Here is a 24,867-nt window from a genome sequence, read left to right as displayed (position 1 = left end):
AGGAGGGAGCCATGGCGACGCAGTTCATTCCCCACCATTACGATGCCCCGCGGCGGTCGGGGCCGCAGGCGGTGGTCGGATGGGTGCATCACCCCTTGCCCAAGGGCATCGAGCTGGAGGTGCAGACGACGCCATCCGCACAGGCGCTCGACAATCAGCAGATCGCGACGACGCGGCTGGTGCTGAGCCGCAACCAGGCGTTGCTGCTCGCCAGCTTCCTGCTCAATGCGACCGGCTATTCCGAGGCCGACGTCCCGAAACGCAGCGTGTCGCGCTGGCCGCGCTGGTTCAGTCGGCGGTGATGACCCGCGGCAACAGCGCAAGGCCGGCGAGGCTCACGATGCCCGCCGCGACCAGATACAGGCCGATCCACCACAGCCCCCGCGCGGCCAGCGCCTGCGCCGCGATCGGCGCGAGCGCCCCGCCCAGAATGCCGCCGACGTTGAACGTCATCGACACACCGGTGTAGCGCACGCCCGCCGGAAACAGCGTCGGCAGCCAGCCGCCGAGCGGGCCATAGGCAAAGCCCATCACGAACAGTGCGAAGGCCAGCCACGCGAACACCACGACCAGCGATCCGGCGCCCAGCATCGGCCCCATCAGCGCGCCGGCGACGATGCAGCCCAGAAAGCCGATCACCAGCATCCGCTCCGCCCCCGTCCGGTCCGCCAGCACGCTCGCGACAATCACGCCTGCGGCCAGAAACAGGATCGCGACCAGCTCGACGCCGAGCAGCGCCGTCTTGTCATAGCCCAGCGTCGTCGTGCCGTAGCTGAGCGTAAAGGCGGTCGCGAGATAGAAGAGCGCGAAGCACGCCACCACCCCGCCGGTGCCGGCCAGCAGCGCGCGACCATGACCGGCGAACAGCGTCGCGAGCGGCACCTTGGGCAGCGCTTCGGCCTTGGCCGCTTCGACGAAGGCGGGCGTCTCGGTCAGCTTCAGCCGGATCCAAAGGCCGAGCGCGACCAGCACTGCGCTCACCAGGAACGGCAGGCGCCACCCCCAGGCGCGGAACTGCCCGTCGCTCAGCACCAGCCCCAGCAGCAGGAACAATCCGTTCGCCAGGATGAAGCCGACCGGCGCCCCCAGCGGGGGGAACATGCCCCAGGTGTTGCGCCGATGCGGCGGTGCATTCTCGACCGCAAGCAGCGCCGCGCCGCCCCATTCGCCGCCCAGCCCCAGCCCCTGCCCCAACCGCATCAGGCACAACAGCAGCGGCGCCCAGATGCCGAATTGTTTATAGGTCGGCAGGAAGGCGATCGCGACCGTCGATCCGCCCATCAGCAACAGGCTGGCGACCAGGGTCGACTTGCGCCCGATCCGGTCGCCGAAATGCCCGAACACCGCCGCACCGATCGGCCGCGCGAAGAAGGCCACGGCAAAGCTCGCGAAGCTCATCATCTGCCGCGCCGATGCACTTTCCCCCGGAAAGAACAGCGCCGGAAACACCAGCGCCGCGGCGGTGGCGTAAATGTAGAAATCGTAGAATTCCACGGCCGTACCGACCAGACTCGCGGTCAGGATCCGGCGCGGCGAGGCTGGCGTGACGGCGGCGTCCGGGACTTTGGCGGCGGGGAATTGGCTCATGCCGCCTTTCTAACCCCCAAACAAAGGCATCTGGCAACAAAGTTGCCATCCCTTCGCAACATTCCGCCGCTAGCGAGGTGCCACCGCGGCTCCCCTCCCCCTGTGGGTCGCGATGTATCGGTCGCCTTTCTGTCGACTGGTGCTCCCTGAACTACGGGGCGGCCGCACCGGTGGCTGCCCCGATTTTTCCGGGCTTGCCGCGCTCGCAGCTTGCCGAGCCAAGCGCCGTTCCCTACCTGTTCGCCGGTGACCGACACCGCCTCCCCCGCCGCCCTGCAGGATCCGCCGTATCTCAAGGGGTTGAACCCGCCGCAGCGCGACGCAGTGCTCACCACCGAAGGCCCGGTGCTGATGCTGGCCGGCGCCGGTACGGGCAAGACCGCGGCGCTGACCGCGCGGCTCGCGCATCTGCTGTGGACGCGCAAGGCGTGGCCGTCGGAGATCCTCGCCGTCACCTTCACCAACAAGGCCGCGCGCGAGATGCGCGAGCGCGTCGGCCGGATGGTCGGCGACGCGGTGGAGGGCATGCCGTGGCTCGGCACCTTCCACGCGATCGGCGCCAAGATGCTCCGCCGTCATGCCGAGCTGGTCGGATTGCAGTCGAACTTCACCATCCTCGATACCGACGATCAGTTGCGGTTGCTCAAGCAGCTGATCGTCGCCGCGGACATCGACGAAAAGCGCTTCCCCGCGCGCAGCCTCGCCGGCCTGATCGACGATTGGAAAAACAGGGGCCTGGTCCCCGCCGATATCGATGCCGGCGAAAGCGAACGCTACGCCAACGGGCGCGGTGGCGAGCTGTACGCGCAATATCAGGCGCGGCTGCGCAGCGTGAACGCCTGCGACTTCGGCGACCTGCTGCTCCACATGCTCACCATCCTGAAGACGCATGCCGACGTGCTGCGGACTTATCAGGACCGCTTCAAATACATCATGGTGGACGAATATCAGGACACCAACATCGTCCAGTATCTGTGGCTGCGGCTGCTGGCGCAGACGCGCAAGAACATCGCCTGCGTCGGCGACGACGATCAGTCCATCTATTCGTGGCGCGGCGCACAGGTCGAAAACATCTTGAAGTTCGAGAAGGATTTTCCCGGCGCCAAGGTGATCCGCCTCGAACAGAATTACCGGTCGACGCCGCATATCCTCGGCGCCGCATCGGGCGTCATCGCGCATAACGGCGGTCGGCTCGGCAAGACGCTGTGGACCGAACTCGATGTGGGCGAGAAGGTGCGCGTGCTGGGGGTGTGGGACGGCCCCGAAGAAGCCCGCCGGGTCAGCGACGAGATTGAGGCCGCGCAGCGGAACGGCACCCCGCTCGATCATATCGCGATCCTCGTCCGCGCACAGCACCAGACGCGCGAGTTCGAAGACCGCTTCATCTCGATCGGCATGCCGTACCGCATCGTCGGCGGCTATCGCTTCTACGAACGCGCCGAAATCCGCGACGCGCTCGCCTATCTGCGCATCGTCAACCAGCCTTCGGACGATCTGGCCTTCGAACGCATCGTCAACGTCCCCAAGCGCGGCCTTGGCGACAAGGCGATCGCCAAGATCCATCAACTCGCCCGCGCAGAGGGCGTGCCGCTCACCATTGCCGCCGCGCGCATCCTCGACACCGACGAACTGACCCCGCAGGCGCGCCGCGCGCTCGGCAATTTCGTCGGCGACATCGCGCGCTGGCGCGACCGGGCACGCGACCTGCCGCATGCCGAACTCGCGCGGCAGATGCTCGACGAATCGGGCTATACCGCGATGTGGCAGGCCGAAAAGTCGGTCGAGGCATCCGGGCGGCTCGAAAACCTGTCCGAACTCGTCCGCGCGATGGAGGAATATGAATCGCTCGGCGCGTTCCTAGAACACGTCAGCCTCGTCATGGACAAGGAAGGCGCAGTGCAGGCGCCCGAGGTGACGATCATGACGATCCACGCCGCCAAGGGGCTCGAATTCGACACCGTGTTCCTCGTCGGCTGGGAAGAAGGCCTGTTCCCCTCGCAACGCGCGATCGACGAAGGCGGCACGCGCAGCCTGGAGGAGGAGCGCCGCCTCGCCTATGTCGCGATCACGCGTGCGCGCCGCCGCGCGACGATCCTCCACGCCGCCAACCGCCGCATCTACGGCCAGTGGACCTCCAGCATCCCGAGCCGCTTCGTCGGCGAGTTGCCGCCCGAACATACCGACAGCGACACGACCATGTCGGGCGGCGAAAGCCTGTGGCGCGCCAATTGGAGCGAGCGCGCCGATCCCTTCGCCAATGTCGCGCGCGGCACCGGCCGCGGCCCGGGCTGGCAGCGCGCGGCGGGCTCCGGCTCCGGCTTCACCACCCAGCCGACGCGGATCGTCGAAAGCCGGGCGAGCGCGGTCAGCATCGGCAACAAGGGGCGCAGCGACCTCAGCGTCGGCATGCGCGTCTTCCACCAGAAATTCGGCTATGGCGCGATTGCCGAGATCGAAGGCAACAAGCTGGAGATCGACTTCGAAGCCGCCGGCCGCAAGCGGGTGATGGACAGCTTCGTCACGATCGGGTGATCGGAGCGCCCCCGCCCGAGGGCCACCCTCCTCGTCATTGCGAGCACAGCGACGGACTGAGGCGACGGACTGAGGCGGCCGATCCCACCTTGGCGTCGTCCGGCAACCGCGGCTCGCCGATACGCCGCCTACCATCCGTTCAGGAACCGGCAGGGTAGGTTCCGCGTATGGCCGTTACGGTTCCGAATCAACGGACTAAGAAGCTCAGGACGATCGCCATGCTCAAGTCGCTGTCCCTCGCCGCTGCCGCGGCCGCCGCGCTCACCGCCGCCACTCCGGTCGTCGCCCAGTCGGCACAGGACGAGGCGCGCTTCACCGCCGCGCAGCAGCGATTCGACGCCGAACTCGCCCGCTATCGCGCCGAAGTGGATCGCTATCGCGCGTCGCGCGGCGGCTACACCGGGACCGGCGGCTATCGCGAGGCACCGGCTGCAAACTATTACAACAACAATAGCTACCCCGGCGATCGCGACGAGAACGGCTACGATCCGTCGCGTTATTATCGCAGCGGCGACAATTATCGCGAGCGCGTGCTGAGCGCGGACGAGCGTGTCTATGCCGGCAATGACGGCCGTTATTATTGCAAGCGTAGCGATGGCACGACCGGGCTCGTCATCGGCGGCGCCGCGGGCGGCATTCTGGGCAATGTGATCGATGGCGGCCGTAGCCGCATCGTCGGCACCCTGCTCGGCGGCGCGGCCGGTGCGCTCGCTGGCAAGGCGATCGACCAGAACCAGTCGCAGGTCCGCTGCCGCTGAGGTAACGGGGCGCGCTGGTGACAGTGCGCCCCCGCCCGTCTTCCGTCACCCCGGACTCGTTCCGGGGTCCACCGGGCCGCTAGGGGGCGGCAGGAGACTCAAACCATCCCCCTCGCCGCAGAGTGGACCCCGGAACAAGTCCGGGGTGACGGGGGGAGTTTGCGGAAGCCGTAAGCGTGCCGAGCCTTACCCCAGCTCCACCGCCATCAGCGTCACGCCGACATATTTCTCCGCCTCGGGCTCGAACAGCGCACTCGGGCGGAAGGTGTTCGTGGTCAGCGTCGGATCGCCCAGGCCGTCGAGCTTGAACGTCCCCAGCTTCTCCTCGCGCGGCGGCTTGCCGTCGCGCTCGACCGTGGTCGCATCGACGTAGATCTCGCCGTGCCGTGTGTAGAGGATGTGGGGGGCGATCGTGACCGCACCCTTGTTGTAGGTGGCGGTGACGGTCATCTGCCGGACGATGGCTTCGAACATCGTCGGCACCGGTCCGGTCGGCGCAGAGGGCTGGTTCATCCTCGCATCCATAATCGCTGATGCTGCATCGCAGCAAGACGCTTTACGCGTCCGTCATAGCGCAGTCAGCGATTCTGCGTGAGCAATCTGTCGAAGACGTCGATTTCCAACGGCTTCTTGAACTGGCAGCCGGCGAGATAATCGTCGGACCACATCACGTCGGCCGCGATCGTGCCCGCTTCGGGCAAGGTCAGCCAGATCGTGCTGCCCTTGGCCAGCGCGGAATAGGTTTGCAGGCGAACGCCGTGGATCGAGAGATCGACCACCTTGCACAAGGTGCGAGCGGCCTTGCCGATATGCGCATCCAACGAAACCGGCGCACGCGGAGAGCGGCGCCGGCCATTGGGTTCTGCAGGTTCGAACTCGGCGGCAAACATCGATCAAGAGTATCGCGTCGATGGTTAACGCCGAGTCAACGATCCAATCAGTTCTTGCGGAGCGTGAGACCGCCACCGAAGCGCTTGTTGAAGCGTGCGACCTGGCCGCCCGCGTCGAGCAGCTGACCACGGCCACCGGTCCAGGCGGGGTGCGCCAGCGGATCGATGTCGAGCTGCATCGTGTCGCCTTCCTTGCCCCAGGTGGAGCGGGTTTCGAACACGGTGCCGTCCGTCATCTGGACCTTGATCATGTGGTAGTCGGGGTGGGTATCTTTCTTCACGTCACACGCTCCGTATGCGGCTGGTTCCGACCAGCCTGAAAGGGAAGCGGCGCCCGTAACGGAGCGCCGCCGAAAAGTCAAAAGTCAGCGAAAGTCACACGCGTTACGCCTTGGGCGGATCGGCGATCATCGCAGTAAAGTTAGCCTCTGCAACGACTTGCCCGTCAACCTTCGCAACACCTGCGAACTTGCAGACGCTGGAGCGCTTCTGGACGAATTCGACCTCCAGGCGCAGCAGCACGCCGGGCTCGACGGGCTTCCTGAACTTCGCGCCCTCGATCGCCATGAAATAGACGAGCTTGCCCGATCCGGCGAGGCCCAGGCTTTCGACCGCGAGCACGCCCGCCGCCTGCGCCAGCGCCTCGACGATCAGCACGCCCGGCATGATCGGACGACCGGGGAAATGCCCCTGGAAGAAGCCTTCGTTGATCGTCACCGCCTTGATTGCCGCGATCGACCGGTCGAGGACGATCTCCTCGACCCGGTCGACCAGCAGCATCGGGTAGCGATGCGGCAGCGCCGCCATGACCCGCCCGATATCGAGCGGCCCCATGGTCTGTGCGTCTTCGCTCACCGACGCGGGTCCTTAGCGGCCCTGCGGGGTGCCGGCGGCCGGCGCAGCGGCCGGAGCCGGAGCACCCGCCTGCTGGCGGCGCTGGGCGTTCGCGTAGACGATCTGGCGATACTGCTGCAGCAGCTCGACGGTCTGCTGCTGCGGCTGCCAGTTAGCTGGCGGCGTGATCGAGACGGTCGGCGTCGTGCGATCGATCTCGGCGATGATGTCGCGCGTGATGTCGGTCGCCGGCGGCGCGTACTGGATCGCGTTCGGCGACAGCACCAGGTTGATCTTCTTCGCCGTCACGACCGCGCGCAGCGCCGGGTCATACTTGGCGACGATCTGTTCCAGCGCATAGGCCTGCGCCTTGATCGCGGGGTTCTGCGCGGCTTCGATGCCGGGCTGCGCGGCAGCCTGGGCATCGCGCACCTGCTTGGCGATCGTCGGGTTCGATTCGGCCGCGGCGGCTTCCGCCTGGCTGATCTGGCCGTCCTTGTTGGCGTCGAGGATGCCGCGCAGCTTCGTGTTCAGCGCGTTCTGCGCCGCAGCGGCCTGATCCAGCTGCGCCTTGTAGGTCGTGCCGATCTGCGTGTTGGCGGTTTCGAACGCCTTCGCGCTGAAGATCGCCGCGTCGGGCTGCGCCGTGGCGATGCCGGCGGTCTGCGCCGAGGCGCCACCGGCGAGCAGGGCGACCGAAGCCGAGGCGATCGCCACGGCGCACGTCTTGGTAATCGTCTTCATTAGAACTGCGTCCCTACGTTGAAGGTAATGAGCTTGGGATCGTCGCCCTTCTGGGTGACGAGCGCCTTGGCGAGGTCGATACGCAGCGGGCCGAACGGCGACGTCCAGTTGACGCCGATGCCGATGCTGACGCGCGGCGTCGGGCTGCTGCCGTAATAGGTTTCCTTGAACGGCGAGATCGCCTGATCGAATGCGATCGTGTTCGTCTCGCTGCCCGAACATGCGCCGCCCGCAACCGCCGAATAGCCGATCGAACAGGTCGTCGCACGCAGCGCCGGCGCGGTCGCGCCGTCCGGCGTGTAGGTGTTGTAATAGAGCTGGCGGCCCGCCGAGTCGGTCAGCAGCCGCTGGATGGGCAGCACCGTCACGTTGCCCGCCGAATCGGTGATCGTCGGGAAGCTCGCGGTCGGCAGCGGCTTGGTCAGGCCCCACAGGCTGCCCGCCTGGACGTAGACCGACGGACGCAGGCCCAGTTCGCGCGCGCCGGAGCCCAACGGAATCTCCAGCTCGGCGCGGACGAGGTAATAGGCACGGCCGCCCAGCGCGTCGTCGACGATCTGGTCGCGATCGGTGACGAGGATCTGCTTGCCGTTCGCGTCCGTCGTATAGGCCTGACGCTGCACGCGCGGACCGACGCCACGGATGTCGAAGCCGCGGAACTGCGGTTCGCCGAGATAGAAGCGATCGGTGATGCGGACGCTGTCGATGCCGGGGCCGCGGCTCTTTTCCAGCGAGTGGATATAGCCGCCCTCGCCGACGATCGAGCCGATGAAGCCGCTGCCGACGTTCCAGAACTTCGAGCCTTCGAGGCGCGTACGGATATACTTCACGTCACCGCCCAGGCCCGCGAAGTCCTGGTTGAAGGCGAAGCGCTGGCCCGCGGTCGGACGCAGGCGGCTGTTGAGGCTGTCGTAGATCAGCGAATAGCCGACGGTCGACGTCCAGCGGTTGCCGATCGCTTCGCAGAGGTAACGGCCCGCCTTCAGCGGATCGCAGACGCCGTTGGTGAAATAGGTCGCCGAATCAAGACCGACCTGATCGTAGGACAGGCCATAGCGGCCGGCGAGCGACCAATATTCGGTCAGCGGCACGCCCGCGCGGACCTGGAAACCGGTCGACACCTGCGAATAGGTCGTCTGACGCTGCGTGCCGATATAGTTGAACGAGTTGAAGTCGCGGCGGAACACGTCGACGCCGATCGCGACGTTCTTGTCGAACAGATACGGCTCGGTGAAGCCCAGTTCGACCGACTTCGAATAGGTCGAATAGTTCACGCCCGCGCGCAGCACTTGGCCCTTGCCGCGGAAGTTGTTCTGCGTGATGTTCGCCTGGATGATGAAGCGTTCGAGGCTGGAATAGCCGACCGACAGCTGCAATTCGCCGGTGCTGCGTTCTTCGAGCGTCGTTTCCAGGACGACGCGATCGGGTGCGGAACCGGGGTTCTGCTTGATCTCCATCTTGTCCTGGAAGAATCCCAGGCTGTTGATGCGATCCTGGCTGCGCTTCACCTGGAAGCTGTTGAACGCATCGCCTTCCGCCAGACGGATTTCGCGGCGCACGACCTTGTCCTGCGTCTGCGTATTGCCGTTGATGTCGATCCGCTCGACATAGGTGCGCTGCGCCTGGCCGATGTGGAAGTTCATCCCCATCGTCAGCGTTTCGGGATCGCGGCTGTAATCCGGCTGCACGTCGGTGAAGGCATAGCCGAACAGGCCGGCCGACTGGCTCAGCTGATCGATCGAATCCTCGACCAGCTTGGCGTTGTACCAGTCGCCCTTCTTGACCGGCAGCGACGCGGCAAGCTTCTTGTTGTCGAAGTCGCGGATTTCGCTGTCGACGGTGATATCGCCGAACTTGTAGCGCTTACCCTCTTCGACGACATAGGTGATGATGAAGTCACGCTTGTCGGGCGTCAGCTCGGCGACCGCGCTGGTGACGCGGAAATCGGCATAGCCCTGCGTCAGATAGAATTGACGCAGCTTCTGCTGGTCGTAGTTCAGGCGATCCTGATCATAGGACGTGTTGGACGACAGCAGGCGGAACCAGCGCGATTCCTTCGTCGCCATCTCGCCGCGCAGCTTGCCGTCGCTGAACACCTCGTTGCCGATGATGTTGATCTGGCGGACCTTGGACTTCGGCCCTTCGTTGATCTCGAACACCACGTCGACGCGATTCTGGTCGAGGTTGACCATCTTCGGATTGACGACCGCGGCGAATCGACCCTGGCGGCGATACAGTTCCAGGATGCGGCTGACGTCCTGCCGCACCGCGGTGCGGGTGAAGATCTGACGCGGCGCGAGCTTGATTTCCTTGGTAATCTTGTCGCTTTTCAGCGCCTTGTTACCTTCCAGGATCACGCGGTTGATGATCGGGTTCTCGCGCACCTTCAGCACGATGTCGCCGGTCTCGACGCCCTCGATCTGATATTGGACGAACAGATCCGATGCCTGCAGGTCCTTCAGCGCCTGGTCCAGCGTTTCCGCGGTGTACGGAATGCCGACGCGCAGCTTGGTGTACGACAGCACCGTTTCTGGCTCGATGCGCTGCGATCCTTCGACGCGCAGCGACTTGATCGTGCGCACGGGCGCCGGCGTGGCGGCGGGCGCCGTTGCCGCCTGTGCGCCGGTCGCGGGTGTCGTTGCCGGCGCTTGGGCCGGCGCCTGGGCCGGCGCGGCCGCCGTCTGCGCCATGGCGGGCACACCCGACAGCATGGTGCCGGCGAGCAGCGCGGCACCCAGGCCGGCGAACTTGGAACTTGTCATCGCTGTCACTCAACCCACCCCAAAAACGTCAGGATACCCACGTAACGTCGGGAACCGCAGCGCAACGCCCTGCCCCAACCCGGTCAGCCGATCAACCCGGCCAACCGCTGCCACAGACCAACCGCGCCCAAATCGTTGAACGTGACGATCAGCATCAACGCCAATACCGCAGCCAATCCGCCGCGAAATGCCCATTCCTGTACCTGAGGTTCGAGGGGACGACGCCGCACCGCTTCGATCGCGTAGAAGAAGAGGTGTCCGCCATCCAGCATCGGCACTGGCAGCAGGTTGATGAACCCCAGATTGATGGAGAGCATCGCGACCAGCCAGACGAAGGCCGAAACGCCCAGCGCCATCTGCTCGCCAGAGATTTTGGCGATGCGGATCGGCCCGCCCAGTTCGTCGATCGAGCGGCGGCCGCTGATGATCTGGCCGATCGTTTCCAGCGTGCCGCCGATGATCTCGCCCGTCATGCGCACGCCGGCGATCGGCGCCTCGGCAAGGCTGACGGGGGCGAGCACGGGATCGCCGCTCTGCAAGCCCAGCCGGCCGATGCGATATTCGTTGCCGAACCGGTCACGCTGATGGACCGTGCCGATCGTCAGCGGCGTCTCGATATCACGGCCGGCGCGCGCCACCGTCACCGTGACCTGCTGGCCCGGCCGGATCAGCGCGTAGCGCGCGAGGTCGGAGAAGGTGTCGACCCCGCGGCCGTCGAGCGCGACGATCCGGTCGCCCGCGCGCAGGCCCGCCTTCGCCGCCGCGCCGCCCTCCACCACCGCACCGACGACGGCGGGGGTGCGATCGACGCCATAGCTATAGGCGAAGCCGGCGAGGATCAGCACCGCCAGGATCAGGTTCACCGCCGGCCCCGCCGCGACGATGATCGCGCGCTGCCACAGGGGCTTGGCCTGGAAGGTGCGCATCCGCTCGTCGGCGGGCAGCGACAGCCATGCCGCATCGGGCTGGCTCGCGGGGTTCATGTCGCCGGCGAAGCGGACATAGCCGCCCAGCGGCAGCCAGCCGAATTTCCAGCGCGTGCCACGGGAATCGGTGAAGCCCGCAATCTCGCGCCCGAAGCCGATCGAAAACGCCTCCGCCTTCACGCCGAAGACGCGGCCGGCGAGATAATGGCCCATCTCATGAATGAACACGAGCGGCCCGATGGCGCACAGAAAGGCGAGGACCGCCATCAGGATACCGGGGGACTGGATCAAGCTGCGCAATCCTTCACGCGTGAACCTCTACACGCCCCCCAGTCCGGCCCGTGCTTCGGCCCCGAACCTGCTCGTCCGCTATCCGCCGTGCCTCGGCATCGACCGCCAGGACCGATTCCACCGTGGCGGGCGCCTGCGGGTCGTAACGCTCCAGCGTATCGGCGACGATTGCGGCAATTTCGAGGAAGCCGATCCGTCGCGCCAGAAAGGCCGCGACCGCCACCTCGTTGGCCGCGTTGAGGATCGCCGGGCGCGCACCGCCCGCCTCCAGCGCCGCGCGCGCTAGTGCCAGCGCAGGAAAGCGCACCGGATCGCACGCCTCGAAATCGAGCCGGCCGATCTTCACGAGGTCCAGCGGCTCCATCGGCGTCGCCATCCGGTCGGGCCAGGCGAGCGTATGCGCGATCGGCACGCGCATGTCGCTGGGGCCCAGCTGCGCGAGCATCGACCCGTCGACATAATCGACCATCGAATGGATCACCGACTGGCGGTGCATCACCACCTCGATCCGGTCGTTGTCGACCGGGAACAGCCGTGCCGCCTCGATCAGCTCGAGGCCCTTGTTCATCATCGTCGCGCTGTCGACACTGATCTTCGCGCCCATCGACCAATTGGGATGCGCGACCGCCTGTTCGACCGTCACGTCCGCCATCCGCTCCAGCGACCAGTCGCGGAACGGCCCGCCGCTGGCGGTCAGGATGATCCGCCGCACCCGCTCGGGCCGCGCGAAATCGAAACATTGGTGGATCGCATTATGCTCGCTGTCCGCGGGCAGCAGCGTCGCGCCGGACGCCGCGGCGGCGGCGAGGATCACCTCGCCCGCCGACACCAACGGCTCCTTGTTGGCGATGACGACGGTGCCGCCGTGCCCGATCGCCGCCATCACCGGCTCCAGGCCGGCACAGCCGACGATGGCGCCCATCGTCCAGTCCGCGCCCGCCGCAGCGTCGCAGATCGCCTGCCGCCCGCCCGCGGCTTGCGTGCCCGTGCCCGCCAGCGCGGTGCGTAGCTCGGGCAGGCAGCTTTCGTCCGCGACGACCGCGATCTCCGCCTTCGTGCGGATCGCAGCCGCGGCAAGGTTGGCGACATCGCAATTGGCGGTCAGCGCACGGACGCGGAACCGGTCCGGCTCGCGCTCGACCAGATCGAGCGTCGACGTGCCCACCGATCCGGTGGCGCCCAAAATGGTGACGGTCTTCATGCAGGAAATCCCAGCGGCACCACGACGAGCAGCGCCGCGATCGGCAGCACCGGCACCACGCCATCCAGCCGGTCGAGCACGCCGCCATGGCCCGGAATGACGCTACCCGAATCCTTCACGCCCGCGCGGCGCTTCAGATGGCTTTCATACAGGTCGCCCGCCTGCGCCAGGATCGCGAGCACCGGCGTCGCCGCCACGAAGCGTACCGGCAGCAGATAGACGCGGCTCATCACGAGCGCGAGCACGGTCGCCGCGACGATCCCGCCGATCAGCCCTGCCCAGGTCTTGTTGGGGCTGATCGCAGGCGCCAGCTTCGGCCCGCCGATCGTCCGTCCGGCGAAATAGGCGCCGATATCGGTCGCCCAGACGAGGCTCAGCGCCCACAAGGCGTTGCGCAGGCCATCGGGCTCATGCCGGATCAGCAGCAGCGCATAGATCGGCAGGCCGCAATAGAGGACGCCGAGCGCCAGCGCCGGGCGCCGCGTGACGATGCCGAGGAAGAAGAAGGCGCCGGCCAACAGCCCGAGCGCGAAGAAATTGGGACCGGCCGCGATCGGGCACATGATCGCCAGCGGTACGAACAGGACATATTGGCCCAGCCGCTTGGTCTGCGGCGGCGCGCCGTTCAGCTCGCTCCATTCGGCCATCATGAACACGCCGATCACCGCGGCGAGCAGCCAGAGCGCAAAGCCGCCGAACGCCAGCGCGACCAGCGCGACGGCGATCATGCCGACGCCGGTCACCGCACGCACGGCCAGGTCCGACGGGCGCTTGCCCGGGGCGGCGTCGCTCACAGGCCGCCGTAACGCCGCTGGCGCTGCCCGAATGCGGTCACCGCATCGGCCAGCGTGTCGCCGTTGAAATCGGGCCACAGGGTCTCGACGAACAGCAGCTCGGCATAGGCCGCCTGCCACAGCAGGAAATTCGACAGCCGTTGCTCGCCCGACGATCGGATGACGAGGTCGAGCGGCGGCAGGTCCGCAGTCTGCAACTCCGCCTCGATATGCTCGGGCGTGATCGATGCAGGGTCGATCTCTCCCGCCGCCGCACGCGCCGCCAGTGTCTGCGCCGCCGCGACCAGTTCGGCCTGCGATCCGTAATTGAGGGCAATCACCAGCACCGGGCCGGTGTTGCCCGCGGTCTTGGCGACCGCATCGTCGACCAGGGCGACGAGATCGGGCGCGAACCGGCGATAGTCGCCGATGATGCGCAGCCGAACATTCTCTTCGACCAGCTCGGCAAGGTCGCTGCGGATGAACAGCCGCAGCAGGCCCATCAGCGCGCCCACCTCTTCCTCAGGCCGGCGCCAGTTTTCCGAGCTGAACGCATAGAGTGTCAGCGCCTCGATCCCCATCGCGCGCGCGGCGCGGGTGACGCGGCGCACCGCCTCCACCCCCGCCTTGTGCCCGGCGACGCGCGGCAGGTGCCGGGCCTTCGCCCAGCGGCCGTTGCCATCCATGATGATCGCAACATGGCGCGGCACGAGGCCTGCATTCGGAACCGCCGAGAGGAGGGGTGCGCTGCTCATACAGACCCCCGTTCGTGCTGACCCTGTCGGAGCACGTGCCGCAAACGATGCGCTCGGGACACGCCCTTCGACAAGCTCAGGGCGAACGGAACCTTGGTCACTTACCCAGGATTTCCTTTTCCTTCGCCGCCGCCGCCGCATCGACATCGGCGATCGTCGCGTCGGTCAGCTTCTGCACCTCGGTTTCGTGGCGTTTGCGCTCGTCTTCGCTGAACACGCCCTTCTTCTCGTCGGTCTTGAGGTTGTCCATGCCGTCGCGGCGGACGTTGCGCACCGCGATGCGCGCGCCCTCGGCGTACTTGCCGGCGAGCTTGGCGAGTTCCTTGCGGCGCTCTTCGGTCAGGTCGGGGATCGGCAGGCGCAGCGTCTGGCCGTCGTTGATCGGGTTGAGGCCCAGGCCCGCCGAGCGGATCGCCTTTTCCACCGGCCCGACGTTCGACTTGTCCCACACCTGGACCGAGATCATGCGCGGCTCCGGCACGGAGACGGTGGCGACCTGCGTCAGCGGCATGTGGCTGCCATACACCTCTACGGTGACGGGATCGAGCAGCGCGGTCGACGCACGGCCGGTGCGCAGACCGGCCAAGTCGTGCTTCAGCGCTTCGACGGCACCCGCCATGCGGCGCTCGAGATCGGACTTGTCATAGGCAGCCATGGGTTACTCCACTTCCTTCTGCACGACCGTCGAGACGCCCTCACCGCGCAGCACCGCGGCGAAATTGCCGTGTTCGCGGATGTTGAAGACGACGATCGGAATGTTCGAATCACGGCACAGCGCGACGGCGCTGGCATCCATGACCTTGAGATTCTGGGCGAGCACCGTGTCGTAACTGACGGTCGCGAACCGCGTGGCGCTCGTATCCTTCTTGGGGTCGGCGTTGTAGACGCCATCGACGCTGGTGCCCTTGAACAGCGCGTCGCAATTCATCTCGGCCGCGCGCAGCGCCGCGCCCGAGTCGGTGGTGAAGAACGGCGATCCGACGCCGGCAGCGAAGATCACGATCCGTCCCTTTTCCAGGTGTCGCATCGCGCGGCGGCGGATGAAGGGTTCGCACACCGACGACATCGGGATCGCCGACTGCACGCGCGTCTCGACGCCGATCTGCTCCAGCGCGTTCTGGACCGCGAGCGCGTTCATGACGGTCGCGAGCATGCCCATATAGTCGCCGGTCGCGCGTTCCATGCCGCGCGCCGCACCGGAAATGCCGCGGAAGATGTTGCCGCCGCCGACGACGATGCACAGCTCATAGCCCTGTGCCTTCACGTCGGCGATTTCCTCGGCGACGCGCGCGGTGACGGTGGGGTCGATCGACAGGCCACCGCCCTCCCCCATCAGCACTTCGCCGGACAATTTCAACAAGATGCGTTTGTAGCGCGGCGCGGGGCTCATGGGGTCCTATCGCATGGGGGAGAAAGCGGCCGGACCTTAGGCGCACATCCGCGCCGGAGCAACCGTCGCCGCGCGGCCCCCGCGTGAGGAAATGGTGCAGAGGCACGGTAGGGACCGACGGATGGTGCAAAGGCTGAACCTGGGTTGACGAAGGGGTTCAGCAGATTTCAGGCTCTGCTCGCGTATCGCCGGGGCCATGGACAGGCTGACCCAATGGCTGAAGACGATGTGGCGCCGTTTCCGGCGTGCGTCGGAGGCCGCGTCCGAATCCCCGCGCCGTCCTCCGCCGAAACCCGCGCGCCGCGCACCGCGTCGGTTGCGACGCCGGCGCCCAAGGTCGCGGTAGGAGCGCCATCCTCCGTGTCGATTTGCCGTAGCAAACCCCTCAACCCCTGAACGAGGCTGCGCTCCGGCACCCGAGCGGCCGCCCCCTCCCGTCCATATTTGACTCACCTTTTGATGTTGCTATTGCGAATCGTAGTCAATTGGGGGCGGTAATGAAGTATCTGTATTTGACCATCGTGGGTGCGCTGTTGGGAACGACGGCCGCGACCGCGCAAACCGCTCCGCCTCGACAGGATGAGGCCAATGTCGACGACATCGTGGTCACGGCACAGCGGTCGCGCAGCGATATCGTCGCGTCGGGCCATCAGGTGACCACGATCGATCAGAGCCAGATCGAACTCGCCCGCTCGGCATCCGATACGCTGGCGACCATCCTTGCCAAGACCGTGCCGGGCCTCGCCGATTCCAGTCGCACGATCACCGATTTCGGCCAGACGCTGCGCGGGCGCGGCGCGCTGATCCTGGTCGATGGCGTGCCGTACAACACGAACCGCGACAGCGCCCGCGGCCTCATCGCCCTCGAACCCTCCGACATCGCGCAGGTGCAGGTGCTGCGCGGTAGCAGTGCGATGTACGGCAGCGGGGCGACCGGGGGCATCATTTCGATCAACACCCGCCCCGCCGGCGGGCCACTCCGGGCGGAAACGGTGCTGGCGGGCACCGGATCGCTCTCCAACCTGACGACGGACAGTCTGGGTGGCCGGGTGCAGCAATTCGTCTCGGGCTCGGCGGGCAGCTTCGATTTCATCGTCAACGGCGGCTATCAGCGGATAGGCGGCGGGTTCAACGGTAACGGCAATCGCCGCGCGCCCGAACCCAGCCAGGGCGACCTGTTCGACAGCAACGTGTGGAACGTCGGCGGCAAAGCCGGGCTGCGCCTCGGCGGAGCCTATGTCCAGCTGTCCGCCAGCCATTATCGCGCCGATCAGCATACCGATTTCGTATCCGACCCCGCGGTCGACCGCCTGCCCGCCGGCACAGCCGCTGCCCGCCCCCTGCGCGGGATCCAGCTCGCCAACCAGAACCAGCTCTACAGCACGGTGGTGACGGCCAACCTCGCCGCGCGCGACGTCCTCGGCAGCCGGCTGACCGCGCTCGGCTATTACCGCGACTTCTTCTCGCGCTACACGCCGTTCGATGCGCGCGGCATCGCGACGCGCGGGCGCAACGTCGATCAGGTGACGCAGAACAGCCGGGTCTTCGGCGGCCGGCTGACGATCGAGACACCGCTGGGGGAGCGCAGCTCGCTCACCTGGGGCGGCGACCTTACCCATGAACAGAGCGACATGCCGCTCGATGTGTTCGACCCCGTTGCGTATGATGCGAGCCGGGGTCTGGTGTTCAACCGGATTGCGACGCTCCTCTACATGCCGAAATTGACGACGCTGACCTATGGCGGCTTCGTCCAGGCGCAGCACCGATTCGCCGACTGGCTCGCGATCGAAGGGGGCGCCCGCTACGACCGCGCCCGCGCCCGCTTCGATGCCTTCGTCCCGCTCTCGCAATCGCGTGCGGCACGGCCGGGCACGATCCCCGGCGGCACCATTTCCTATGGCGCCTGGACCTTCAACGGCAGCGCGACGGTGACCCCGGTCGCGGGCCAGGATTTTTTCGCGACCTTTTCACAAGGCTTCCAATTGCCCGATATCGGGCTGCAATTGCGCAACGCGAACCTCGGCTTCAACATCCGCAATTCCGACCTGCAGCCGGTCCGCATCGACAGCTATGAGGTCGGCTGGCGCGGCCGGTTCGGTCGCGCGCGCATGACCGCGTCCGCATTCCGCACCACGTCCGAACTGGGCGATGTGCAGAGCCTCAACAACGGCCTGATCCTGGTGCGCACCGCCGAGCGCATCCGCGGTATCGAGGGATCGCTCGACGTCGGCGACCCGACCGACCGCGTCCGGGCCGGCGCGACCGCGACCTGGATCCGCGGCCGCGAACGCCCCGCCAATGCCGCCGCGTCGCGCCCGATGACCGGCTATCGCATCCCCCCGCTCAAGGTCACCGCCTATGTCGAGGTCACACCCGTCGACCGGATCGACATCCGCTTTCAGGGGCTGCTGTCGGGCGACCGCGACTATCGGCTGAACGGCGTGCAGAGCTTCGGCCGGCGCAAGGTCGAACAATATGCCGTATTCGACCTGACCAGCCGCTGGCGCCCGACCGAACGGGACACGATCACGGCGGGGATCGAGAACCTGTTCAAAACCCAGTATTTTCCGGTCTACAGCCAGCTGCTGCGCAGCAACCTCAACAGCAGCCGCGTGCCCGCCAACGGCGCCACGCTGACGATCGGCTACCGCCGCAACTGGTGAGCATGTTGCCTGACGGACCTGGCAGCGGGCATCCGGCGCCGCGCGAACCGATGCCCCCCGCGTCGCCGCGTCGCAAGCGTCAGAAGCCGACGATCAGGTCCGCGCTGGCAAGCCACTGACCGCGTCGGGTCCCGCCATCATAGGGGCGCGTCCCGTTCAGGGATCGATCGTAGCGGATTTCCGGTCGAACCGTCACCGCGACACGGCGGCTGTTGAGCGCCGCGGGGCGGTACGAGACGCCGGCGGTCACCGCGCCATAGGTCGTCGGCGGCGCGGTGTAGATCAGCGCCGGCACGCCACGGATCGCGTCGGCGAACGCGGTGTCGGACCCGTATGTGACGACGAACGCCCCCTGCGGATCGCGCAACGCATCGACGCGCAGATTGGCCGACCATTGCGGGTTGATCGTGTGCAGGACATAGGCCGTCGCGCCATAGGCCTCCGCGTTCAGCCCGTCGTCGCGCAGGTAATTCGCCTCCCCCGCCACCGTCGTGCGGTCGTCGATCTTGTAGGTCGCCGTGACGTCGTTCCACCAGCGCATCGCCCGGTTCGCATTGGGCAGGGCCAGACGCGAATTTTCCGGTCCGAAGCGCGTCATCGCGAGGACCGTCAGGCGATCGCCGGCCAGATGGCTCAGGCTGACCCCCAGATAACCCGCTGCGGCGCCGTTGTTGTCCGACCTGCCGGGAACCACCTCGTTCCCCGCATCGATGCCGGCGATGACATCCAGCTGGGGGCTGACATGCACCGTCGCGATCGCCCCCACCGTCTGGAACGCCAGCAGGTAATTGGTGACGTAGGACAAGGTATAGAACGGGCGCGTAGAGGGATCGAGCCCTTCATATCCCATGAGCCCCGGCGACAGCCCCAGTTTGAAATCGACGCCGCCCGGCGTCAGCACCGGCGTGTGGACCACGACATTGGCCTGCGTCAGGATGAACTGATAGCGGCCGGTGAACGTCCGATCGAACAGGCCGATGGTCGGTGAATAGCGCGCGTCGGTCCCGAACAGCCCCTGCAGGTTGAAGCCCACGTCCACCCGCGGACCACCGGCAACCGGGCGCGCGATCGTTCCCAGTATCTGGTTGAGCAAGGGGCGGTTCGCGCGGTCGGCAAATTCCTGTCCGAAGTTCACGCCGTTCGCCGGATGGACGGGATCGACCGCGATGCTCCCTTCGACCTGCAACGCATAGGTGATCGCCGAATGCTCGCGCGACGATAGCGTGTCCGCCGGTGCGTCGGGCGCCACCGGATCGGCATCTGGCACCCGCGCCAGCGGTTTCGACGTCTGCAGCGCGCCGACACCGTCAGCGGCTTGCGCGAGCGCCGGCGCCGGCGCGATCAGTGCCGTGCTGGCGCACAGGCTGAGGAAATGGATCGTCTTCATCGCTCGTTTCACAAGGCAGGGGCAGCCGGATGGCGCGCCGGCGCGCGGCTCTCCTCGCGTCGCCAGCGACGGCGCGATGGGTGCGCAACCGGCCGCCGTACCGGCTGCCGTGGTCGTCGGATCGGATGATGGGAAGCGAAGGCCCGGCCGGGCCTCCGCCGTCCCAGGCAGCGGTTCAGCTGGCGAGACGCAATGGAACCGAGGAGCGCGCGGCCCCTGCTGCCGCATAGCCGCCATGGGCCAACCGGAAGTGCGCGATCAGCTCGCCCAGCTCATCGGCCTGCCCGGCCAGGCTGCGCGCCGCGGCGGTCGCTTCCTCCACCATCGCGGCATTCTGCTGCGTCGTGGCGTCCATCTCGCTCACCGCGATGTTGATCTGCGACAGGCCCATCGCCTGCTGCTCGGCCGCCGTCGCGATCTCGCTGGCCAGACGGCTGATCTCGATGATCCGCCCGGTCAGGCGATCGAGCACCTTGCGCATCTCGCCGACCGCATCCACGCCGGTGCCGACCTGCGCCGTGCTCGTGGTGATCCGCGCCTTGACGTCGCCCGCCGCATCCGCCGATCGCTGGGCCAGCGCGCGCACCTCGCTCGCCACCACCGCGAACCCCTTGCCGGCCTCGCCTGCGCGGGCGGCTTCCACCCCGGCATTCAGCGCCAGCAGGTTGGTCTGGAACGCGATGCCGTCGATCACGCTGATGATCTCGGCGATCTCGTCGGACGATTTCTCGATATCGCTCATCGCGATCACCGCCCGCCCGACGACCGTATCGCTCAGCGTCACGTCCGCGCGGGCCGCCTCGACGACGCTGTTGGTCTCGCGCGCCGCCGCCGCGGTGGTGCGGACCTGCGAGGTGATCTCGTCCATCGCCGCCGCGGTTTCCTCCAGGCTCGCGGCCTGCTGCTCGGTCCGGCGCGACAGGTCGTCCGAGGCGGTGCTGATCTCGCCCGAGCCCGTCCGCACCTCCACCGCATTGCTCGCGACCGCGGACAGCGTCGTGCCGAGCTTGTCGATGGCGGCGTTAAAGTCGACGCGTACCCGATCGTAATCCCCGTTGAACGGCTGATCGATCTGCGCGGTGAGATCCCCCGCCGCGACCTTCTTCAGATGGGCGCCCAGCGTGGACACAACGAATGCCTGATCCTGTTCCGACCGGCGCTGCGCGATGGCGTTCGCCCGGAACACCGCCACCGCCTTGGCCATCCGATCGATTTCGGACGACACGATGGCGCGGACCGGCGGCTCCTCCAGATTGCCGTTGGCCAGTTCGTTCATCTCGCCAGCGATCGCATCCAGCGGTTCGCCGACGATCCGGTTCGCCGTCCGCCGCAGCACGATGATCAGCCCGCCGATGATCGCGATCGCCGCGATCAGCAGCGTCAGTTCCGCCTGGCGTGCATCCGCCATCACCGCGCTCATCGGCAGGTCGACCCTGACGAACCATGCGCCCTTGATGCCCTTGAAGTGGATCGGCGTCTCGATGCGCAGCACGTCGCCCAGCGCCGGGTCCGACGTCCGGCCGATGCTGCCCATGCTGGCCGGCGCGGGCTTGCCCAGCAGCGCCGCATTGCGATTGTAGACGAAGGTGCCCTTGTCGGTGACGACGGTCGCCGTCCCGCCGAACGGGACGACCACCTTGTCCAGCCGATCGCGCAAGGCGCTCAGCGCGATGTCGGCGGTCACGATCCCGATCGGCTTGCCCTGCTCCATGATCGGTTCCGCGATCGTCGTCATCAGCACGTCATGGCCTTCGACCGCATAGATATAGGGCTCGATCAGCACGGTGTGCCGCGCGCGCATCGGCATCAGATAATAGTCGCCCGGCCCTTCCTTGGCGTAATCCTTGAGCGGCTCCAGCGACACGCGGTCGCCCGCCCGATACAGATAGGGCAGGAACCGGCCCGTCTTGTCCGATGCCTTGCTGTCGACAAAGGCCGCATCGCGATTGTCGAACGCGCCAGGTTCCCAGCCGGTCGACATGCCGAAGATCTGCGGGTTGCCACGCACCTCCGACCGCAGCAATTCGATATGCGCGTCGCGATCCACCACCCCTTGCTGGCGCATCGACTGCATCGCGACGAGCGCCGAATGGACCAGCCCGATGGGACGTTCGAATTCGCCCTCCGCGCTGGATGCGATCTGCTTCGCCACGATCAGACCGGTCTCCGACGCGCGTTCCCGCGCCGCCCGGTCGATCAGCACACCCGTCGTCGCCGATCCCAGGCAGACGAAGACGGCAACCGCAATGGCGCCCCGAATGCTGATCATCGTCGCCAAAGATCGTAACGCTCGCATATTTCCCGCCATGTCTTGCTTCGTTGGCCAGGGCTTAGGTCCCGATTGTATAATTTTTGGTTCATCATGTTCAGAATGGACATCAGATCGGGCGCGTCGCCGTCGCGCTGACATTCGCCGTCACCGGCAGAAGACGCGCGAGTTGGTGTTCAAACGCGACCTCGCATCCAAAGCGCGCGGGCCATCCGTCACGCTAACGCAACCGTAAAAGGCGTCATCCGACACGACACGAACCGCGCGCACGGGGCACGCAGCCGCATGCGCAAGATGTGTACGGCGGGCATCGCGATTGCCGTGCTTCTGAAATGGAGAATGTCCAACCGCGGCTCGGAACCAGACCCCAAATCCGCCTAAGCCGTTTCAGTACTTAGGGGATTGGGAAGCGGTGGTGCCCCTGGCCGGACTCGAACCAGCATGCCTTGCGGCGTTCGATTTTGAGTCGAATGCGTCTACCAATTTCGCCACAGGGGCAGCGAAGACAGGGCGCGTAGCGGGTCATGCCGCGCACCGCAAGGGCATCGCGGCTCACCGCAGCAAGAAAGCGCATCAGGCCGTCGGCGCGCGTCTTCGATAGCTCAACGCCTCGGCAACATGGACGCGCCCCACGTCGTGCGCGCCGGCCAGATCGGCGATGGTCCGCGCAACGCGTAGCACACGGGTGTAGCCACGCGCCGACATGCGGGTCGCTTCGGCGGCCTGCGCGAGTAGGCGGCGGCCGGCATCGTCAGGCGTTGCGACCGCGTCGAGCAATGTGCCGTCCGCCTCGGCGTTCGTCCGCGGCGTCTCCCCCGCATAGCGTGCGCTCTGGATCGCGCGGGCGGTCGCGACGCGCGCGGCGACCTCGGCCGATCCTTCCTCGGGCGGCGGCAGGACGAGGTCGGCGGCGCTGACCGCGGCGACCTCGACATGCAGGTCGATTCGGTCGAGCAGCGGGCCCGACACCTTCGCCTGATAATCCGCCGCGCACTTCGGTGCGCGGGCGCAGGCGAGGCTGGCATCGCCCAGATGCCCGCACCGGCACGGGTTCATCGCTGCGACCAGCTGCACCCGCGCCGGAAAAGTAACGTGCGCATTGGCGCGCGCGACGCTGACCACCCCCGCTTCCAGCGGCTGGCGCAGCGAATCGAGCACCGCGCGCTGGAACTCCGGCAGCTCGTCGAGGAACAGCACGCCGAGATGCGCGAGGCTCACCTCACCCGGCTTCACCTTCAGCCCGCCGCCGGTCAGCGCCGCCATCGATGCGCTGTGATGCGGGCTGCGGAACGGCCGGTTGCGCGTCAGCCGCCCGCCCGCCAGCGTCCCCGCGACGGACTGGACCATCGACACCTCCAGCGCCTCGGCGGCGTCGAGCGGCGGCAGGATGCCGGGCAGGCACGACGCCATCAGCGATTTGCCCGCACCCGGTGGCCCGACCATCAGCAGATTGTGCCCACCCGCCGCGGCGATCTCCAACGCGCGCTTGGCGACCTCCTGCCCCTTCACCTGCCTGAGGTCCGGCCCGTGGCCCGATGGTTCGACCTCGCCCGGCACGGGCGCGCTCAGCAGGCCATGGCCTTTGAAATGGTTGATCAGCGCCAACAGGTCGGGCGCGGCCAGCGCCTCGACCGATCCCGCCCAAGCCGCCTCGCTCCCCTGCGCCGCGGGACAGATCAGCCCCAGCCCCTCGGCGCCCGCATGCAGCGCGGCGAGCAGCACGCCGGGCGATGGCGCGATCCGTCCGTCGAGTCCCAGTTCGCCGACGACGAGATACTCAGCCAGCGCCTCGACATCGACGACGCCCATCGCGCCGAGCAGCGCCAGCGCGATCGGCAGGTCGAAATGCGCGCCTTCCTTGGGCAGGTCGGCGGGCGACAGGTTGACGACGATCCGCTTGGGCGGCAGCGCCAGCCCCATCGCCGCGATCGCGCCGCGCACCCGCTCGCGGCTTTCCGCCACCGCCTTGTCGCCCAGGCCCACGACATTGAAGGCGGGCAGGCCCGCGATCAGCTGCACCTGCACCTCGACGCCGCGCGCCTCCAGCCCCAGATACGCCACCGTCCGCACGATCGCCGTCATGTCCCTCCCCCCCGGGAACCGGTCATAGCCGCTTTCGCGCAACGGGGAATGACCATTTCGGATCGATCGCGCGCCATCTCTTGAGCGCGTCTTGTAGATGTAACACACAAGCGCCACATCGCGCATCATGAGGGTCCCCTCTCCCACCGCAGCCCCCGTCACCGCATTGACTTCGCCGCGCCTGCTGGTTAAGCGCGCCCTATCACGGCCGCCTCTTCGGGGTGGCCCTTTTCTATTTCGACGTATCCGAGGGATGAATCATGAAGCGGACCTTTCAGCCGAGCAACCTGGTGCGTGCGCGTCGCCACGGCTTCCGCTCGCGGATGGCGACCGTCGGCGGTCGTGCGGTGATCCGTGCGCGCCGCGCGCGCGGCCGCAAGAAGCTGTCGGCGTAAGCACGCCCGTGGATGTCGGCACGCCTGCCGGCATCCGCACTCTTTCGCGTCGCAGCGAATTTCTCGCGGCGAATGCGGGGCGGCGTGCGCCGATGCCGGGATTCGTCCTGCTGGTGCACGATCGCAAGGATGGTGACCCCGCCATGGGCGTGGGCTTCACCGTCACCAAGAAGATCGGCAACGCCGTCGTCCGGAACCGCATGAAACGGCGGTTGCGGGCGTTGGCGCGCGAGCTGTTGCCCGCGGGCGGCATCCGCGGCGCCGACCACGTTCTGATCGGCCGGGACGGCGGGATAGAGCGCGACCATGCGCTGCTGAAGGCCGAATTCGCAAAAGCGCTGGGCAAGATCGCGCGCGGCGAGGATTCGCCCTCGCGACCGCGCGGCCCCCGAAAGCCGAAACGGTGATCGCGCGCCTTCTCATCCTGATCGCGCGCGGTTGGCAACTCGGCCCATCGCTGATCCTGCCGCCCAGCTGCCGCTACCAACCCTCCTGTTCGGCCTATGCAATCACGGCACTTCGCCGCTATGGCGCGGTCAAAGGGGGCTGGCTGGCGGTGAAGCGGATCGCGCGCTGCCATCCATGGGGCGGGCACGGACCCGACCCGGTCCCTTGAGCCAAGACGGGG

23 protein-coding genes and 1 tRNA gene are annotated in these 24,867 nt (G+C 67.1%); 7 read left to right on the top strand and 17 right to left on the bottom strand.

Annotated features, from left to right (window positions below):
- Positions 1 to 11 precede the first annotated feature (11 nt).
- On the top strand, positions 12 to 302 hold the full coding sequence (locus GGR47_RS05815; protein ID WP_147037322.1) for a hypothetical protein: 291 nt from the start codon (positions 12 to 14) through the stop codon (positions 300 to 302).
- On the opposite strand, the gene GGR47_RS05810 is transcribed toward GGR47_RS05815, so the two are convergent.
- Positions 289 to 1,587: an MFS transporter gene (locus tag GGR47_RS05810; protein ID WP_147037323.1), complete on the bottom strand. Its 1,299-nt coding sequence runs from the start codon at positions 1,585 to 1,587 to the stop codon at positions 289 to 291. The two genes, GGR47_RS05815 and GGR47_RS05810, sit on opposite strands and share 14 nt — an antisense overlap.
- 246 nt (positions 1,588 to 1,833) lie before the next feature.
- Between GGR47_RS05810 and GGR47_RS05805 the strand changes: the two genes are divergently transcribed.
- Positions 1,834 to 4,119, top strand: a complete 2,286-nt coding sequence (locus GGR47_RS05805) for an ATP-dependent helicase (protein WP_147037324.1) — start codon at positions 1,834 to 1,836, stop codon at positions 4,117 to 4,119.
- A 218-nt stretch (positions 4,120 to 4,337) separates the two neighbouring features.
- Complete coding sequence (locus GGR47_RS05800) at positions 4,338 to 4,877, top strand: glycine zipper 2TM domain-containing protein (RefSeq protein ID WP_017978427.1); 540 nt, start codon at positions 4,338 to 4,340, stop codon at positions 4,875 to 4,877.
- Positions 4,878 to 5,063: 186 nt separating this feature from the next.
- On the opposite strand, the gene GGR47_RS05795 is transcribed toward GGR47_RS05800, so the two are convergent.
- The 12 genes from GGR47_RS05795 to pyrH all read right to left on the bottom strand — a co-directional run bounded on the left by GGR47_RS05795 (position 5,064) and on the right by pyrH (position 15,443).
- Positions 5,064 to 5,390, bottom strand: a complete 327-nt coding sequence (locus GGR47_RS05795; RefSeq protein WP_147036990.1) for a WYL domain-containing protein — start codon at positions 5,388 to 5,390, stop codon at positions 5,064 to 5,066.
- A gap of 65 nt (positions 5,391 to 5,455) precedes the next feature.
- The gene (locus GGR47_RS05790) at positions 5,456 to 5,767 is read right to left on the bottom strand and encodes a PilZ domain-containing protein (RefSeq protein ID WP_147036991.1); all 312 of its coding nucleotides are present in this window, start codon (positions 5,765 to 5,767) and stop codon (positions 5,456 to 5,458) included.
- 47 nt (positions 5,768 to 5,814) lie between these two features.
- Positions 5,815 to 6,048, bottom strand: coding sequence for a 50S ribosomal protein L31 (rpmE, locus tag GGR47_RS05785; protein WP_024310513.1), 234 nt, complete (start codon positions 6,046 to 6,048; stop codon positions 5,815 to 5,817).
- A 103-nt stretch (positions 6,049 to 6,151) separates the two neighbouring features.
- Positions 6,152 to 6,601, bottom strand: coding sequence for a 3-hydroxyacyl-ACP dehydratase FabZ (gene fabZ / locus GGR47_RS05780; RefSeq protein WP_063688681.1), 450 nt, complete (start codon positions 6,599 to 6,601; stop codon positions 6,152 to 6,154).
- Between the two features lie 33 nt (positions 6,602 to 6,634).
- Complete coding sequence (locus GGR47_RS05775) at positions 6,635 to 7,345, bottom strand: OmpH family outer membrane protein (protein ID WP_063688678.1); 711 nt, start codon at positions 7,343 to 7,345, stop codon at positions 6,635 to 6,637.
- The gene (gene bamA / locus GGR47_RS05770; protein WP_147036992.1) at positions 7,345 to 10,107 is read right to left on the bottom strand and encodes an outer membrane protein assembly factor BamA; all 2,763 of its coding nucleotides are present in this window, start codon (positions 10,105 to 10,107) and stop codon (positions 7,345 to 7,347) included. The genes GGR47_RS05775 and bamA overlap by 1 nt, the downstream gene beginning before the upstream one ends.
- Positions 10,108 to 10,190: 83 nt before the next feature.
- Positions 10,191 to 11,324 (bottom strand): M50 family metallopeptidase, encoded by a 1,134-nt coding sequence (locus tag GGR47_RS05765; protein ID WP_183949451.1) that lies wholly within the window; start codon positions 11,322 to 11,324, stop codon positions 10,191 to 10,193.
- Between the two features lie 13 nt (positions 11,325 to 11,337).
- Complete coding sequence (locus tag GGR47_RS05760) at positions 11,338 to 12,525, bottom strand: 1-deoxy-D-xylulose-5-phosphate reductoisomerase (RefSeq protein ID WP_147036993.1); 1,188 nt, start codon at positions 12,523 to 12,525, stop codon at positions 11,338 to 11,340.
- Positions 12,522 to 13,319 (bottom strand): phosphatidate cytidylyltransferase, encoded by a 798-nt coding sequence (locus tag GGR47_RS05755; RefSeq protein ID WP_063688669.1) that lies wholly within the window; start codon positions 13,317 to 13,319, stop codon positions 12,522 to 12,524. Before GGR47_RS05755 ends, GGR47_RS05760 begins: the two co-directional genes overlap by 4 nt.
- Complete coding sequence (locus GGR47_RS05750) at positions 13,316 to 14,053, bottom strand: isoprenyl transferase (protein ID WP_147036994.1); 738 nt, start codon at positions 14,051 to 14,053, stop codon at positions 13,316 to 13,318. Before GGR47_RS05750 ends, GGR47_RS05755 begins: the two co-directional genes overlap by 4 nt.
- 97 nt (positions 14,054 to 14,150) lie before the next feature.
- Entirely contained in the window at positions 14,151 to 14,708 is a 558-nt protein-coding gene (gene frr, locus GGR47_RS05745; RefSeq protein ID WP_017978416.1) for a ribosome recycling factor, read from the bottom strand.
- Positions 14,709 to 14,711: 3 nt separating this feature from the next.
- The gene (pyrH, locus tag GGR47_RS05740) at positions 14,712 to 15,443 is read right to left on the bottom strand and encodes a UMP kinase (protein ID WP_017978415.1); all 732 of its coding nucleotides are present in this window, start codon (positions 15,441 to 15,443) and stop codon (positions 14,712 to 14,714) included.
- Positions 15,444 to 15,940: 497 nt separating this feature from the next.
- Between pyrH and GGR47_RS05735 the strand changes: the two genes are divergently transcribed.
- Positions 15,941 to 18,106 carry a TonB-dependent receptor gene (locus tag GGR47_RS05735; RefSeq protein WP_183949450.1) on the top strand — a complete coding sequence of 722 codons (2,166 nt, stop codon included), beginning with the start codon at positions 15,941 to 15,943 and terminating at the stop codon, positions 18,104 to 18,106.
- Between the two features lie 79 nt (positions 18,107 to 18,185).
- On the opposite strand, the gene GGR47_RS05730 is transcribed toward GGR47_RS05735, so the two are convergent.
- From GGR47_RS05730 to GGR47_RS05715, 4 genes are all read right to left on the bottom strand, one after another.
- A complete protein-coding gene (locus GGR47_RS05730) occupies positions 18,186 to 19,493 on the bottom strand; it encodes an outer membrane beta-barrel protein (protein ID WP_147037026.1) in 1,308 nt (435 codons plus the stop codon).
- A 175-nt stretch (positions 19,494 to 19,668) separates the two neighbouring features.
- Positions 19,669 to 21,762: a methyl-accepting chemotaxis protein gene (locus GGR47_RS05725; RefSeq protein ID WP_244305236.1), complete on the bottom strand. Its 2,094-nt coding sequence runs from the start codon at positions 21,760 to 21,762 to the stop codon at positions 19,669 to 19,671.
- A 413-nt stretch (positions 21,763 to 22,175) separates the two neighbouring features.
- A tRNA-Leu gene (locus tag GGR47_RS05720) sits at positions 22,176 to 22,260 on the bottom strand.
- 75 nt (positions 22,261 to 22,335) lie between these two features.
- Complete coding sequence (locus tag GGR47_RS05715) at positions 22,336 to 23,844, bottom strand: YifB family Mg chelatase-like AAA ATPase (protein WP_147037024.1); 1,509 nt, start codon at positions 23,842 to 23,844, stop codon at positions 22,336 to 22,338.
- 260 nt (positions 23,845 to 24,104) lie between these two features.
- Here GGR47_RS05715 and rpmH point away from each other — a divergent pair, with 260 nt between their 5' ends.
- The 3 genes from rpmH to yidD are packed head-to-tail and all read left to right on the top strand — an operon-like array spanning position 24,105 to position 24,855.
- Complete coding sequence (rpmH, locus tag GGR47_RS05710) at positions 24,105 to 24,239, top strand: 50S ribosomal protein L34 (protein WP_017978410.1); 135 nt, start codon at positions 24,105 to 24,107, stop codon at positions 24,237 to 24,239.
- 8 nt (positions 24,240 to 24,247) lie between these two features.
- Positions 24,248 to 24,646, top strand: a complete 399-nt coding sequence (rnpA, locus tag GGR47_RS05705; protein WP_017978409.1) for a ribonuclease P protein component — start codon at positions 24,248 to 24,250, stop codon at positions 24,644 to 24,646.
- Positions 24,643 to 24,855 carry a membrane protein insertion efficiency factor YidD gene (gene yidD / locus GGR47_RS05700; RefSeq protein WP_017978408.1) on the top strand — a complete coding sequence of 71 codons (213 nt, stop codon included), beginning with the start codon at positions 24,643 to 24,645 and terminating at the stop codon, positions 24,853 to 24,855. Before rnpA ends, yidD begins: the two co-directional genes overlap by 4 nt.
- Positions 24,856 to 24,867: the final 12 nt, after the last annotated feature.

Source organism: Sphingomonas aquatilis (genome assembly GCF_014196115.1).
Classification (GTDB): Bacteria; Pseudomonadota; Alphaproteobacteria; order Sphingomonadales; family Sphingomonadaceae; genus Sphingomonas; species Sphingomonas aquatilis.
The sequence above is the reverse complement of the archived record's forward strand: the minus strand, read 5'-3'. Positions and strand labels throughout refer to the sequence as shown.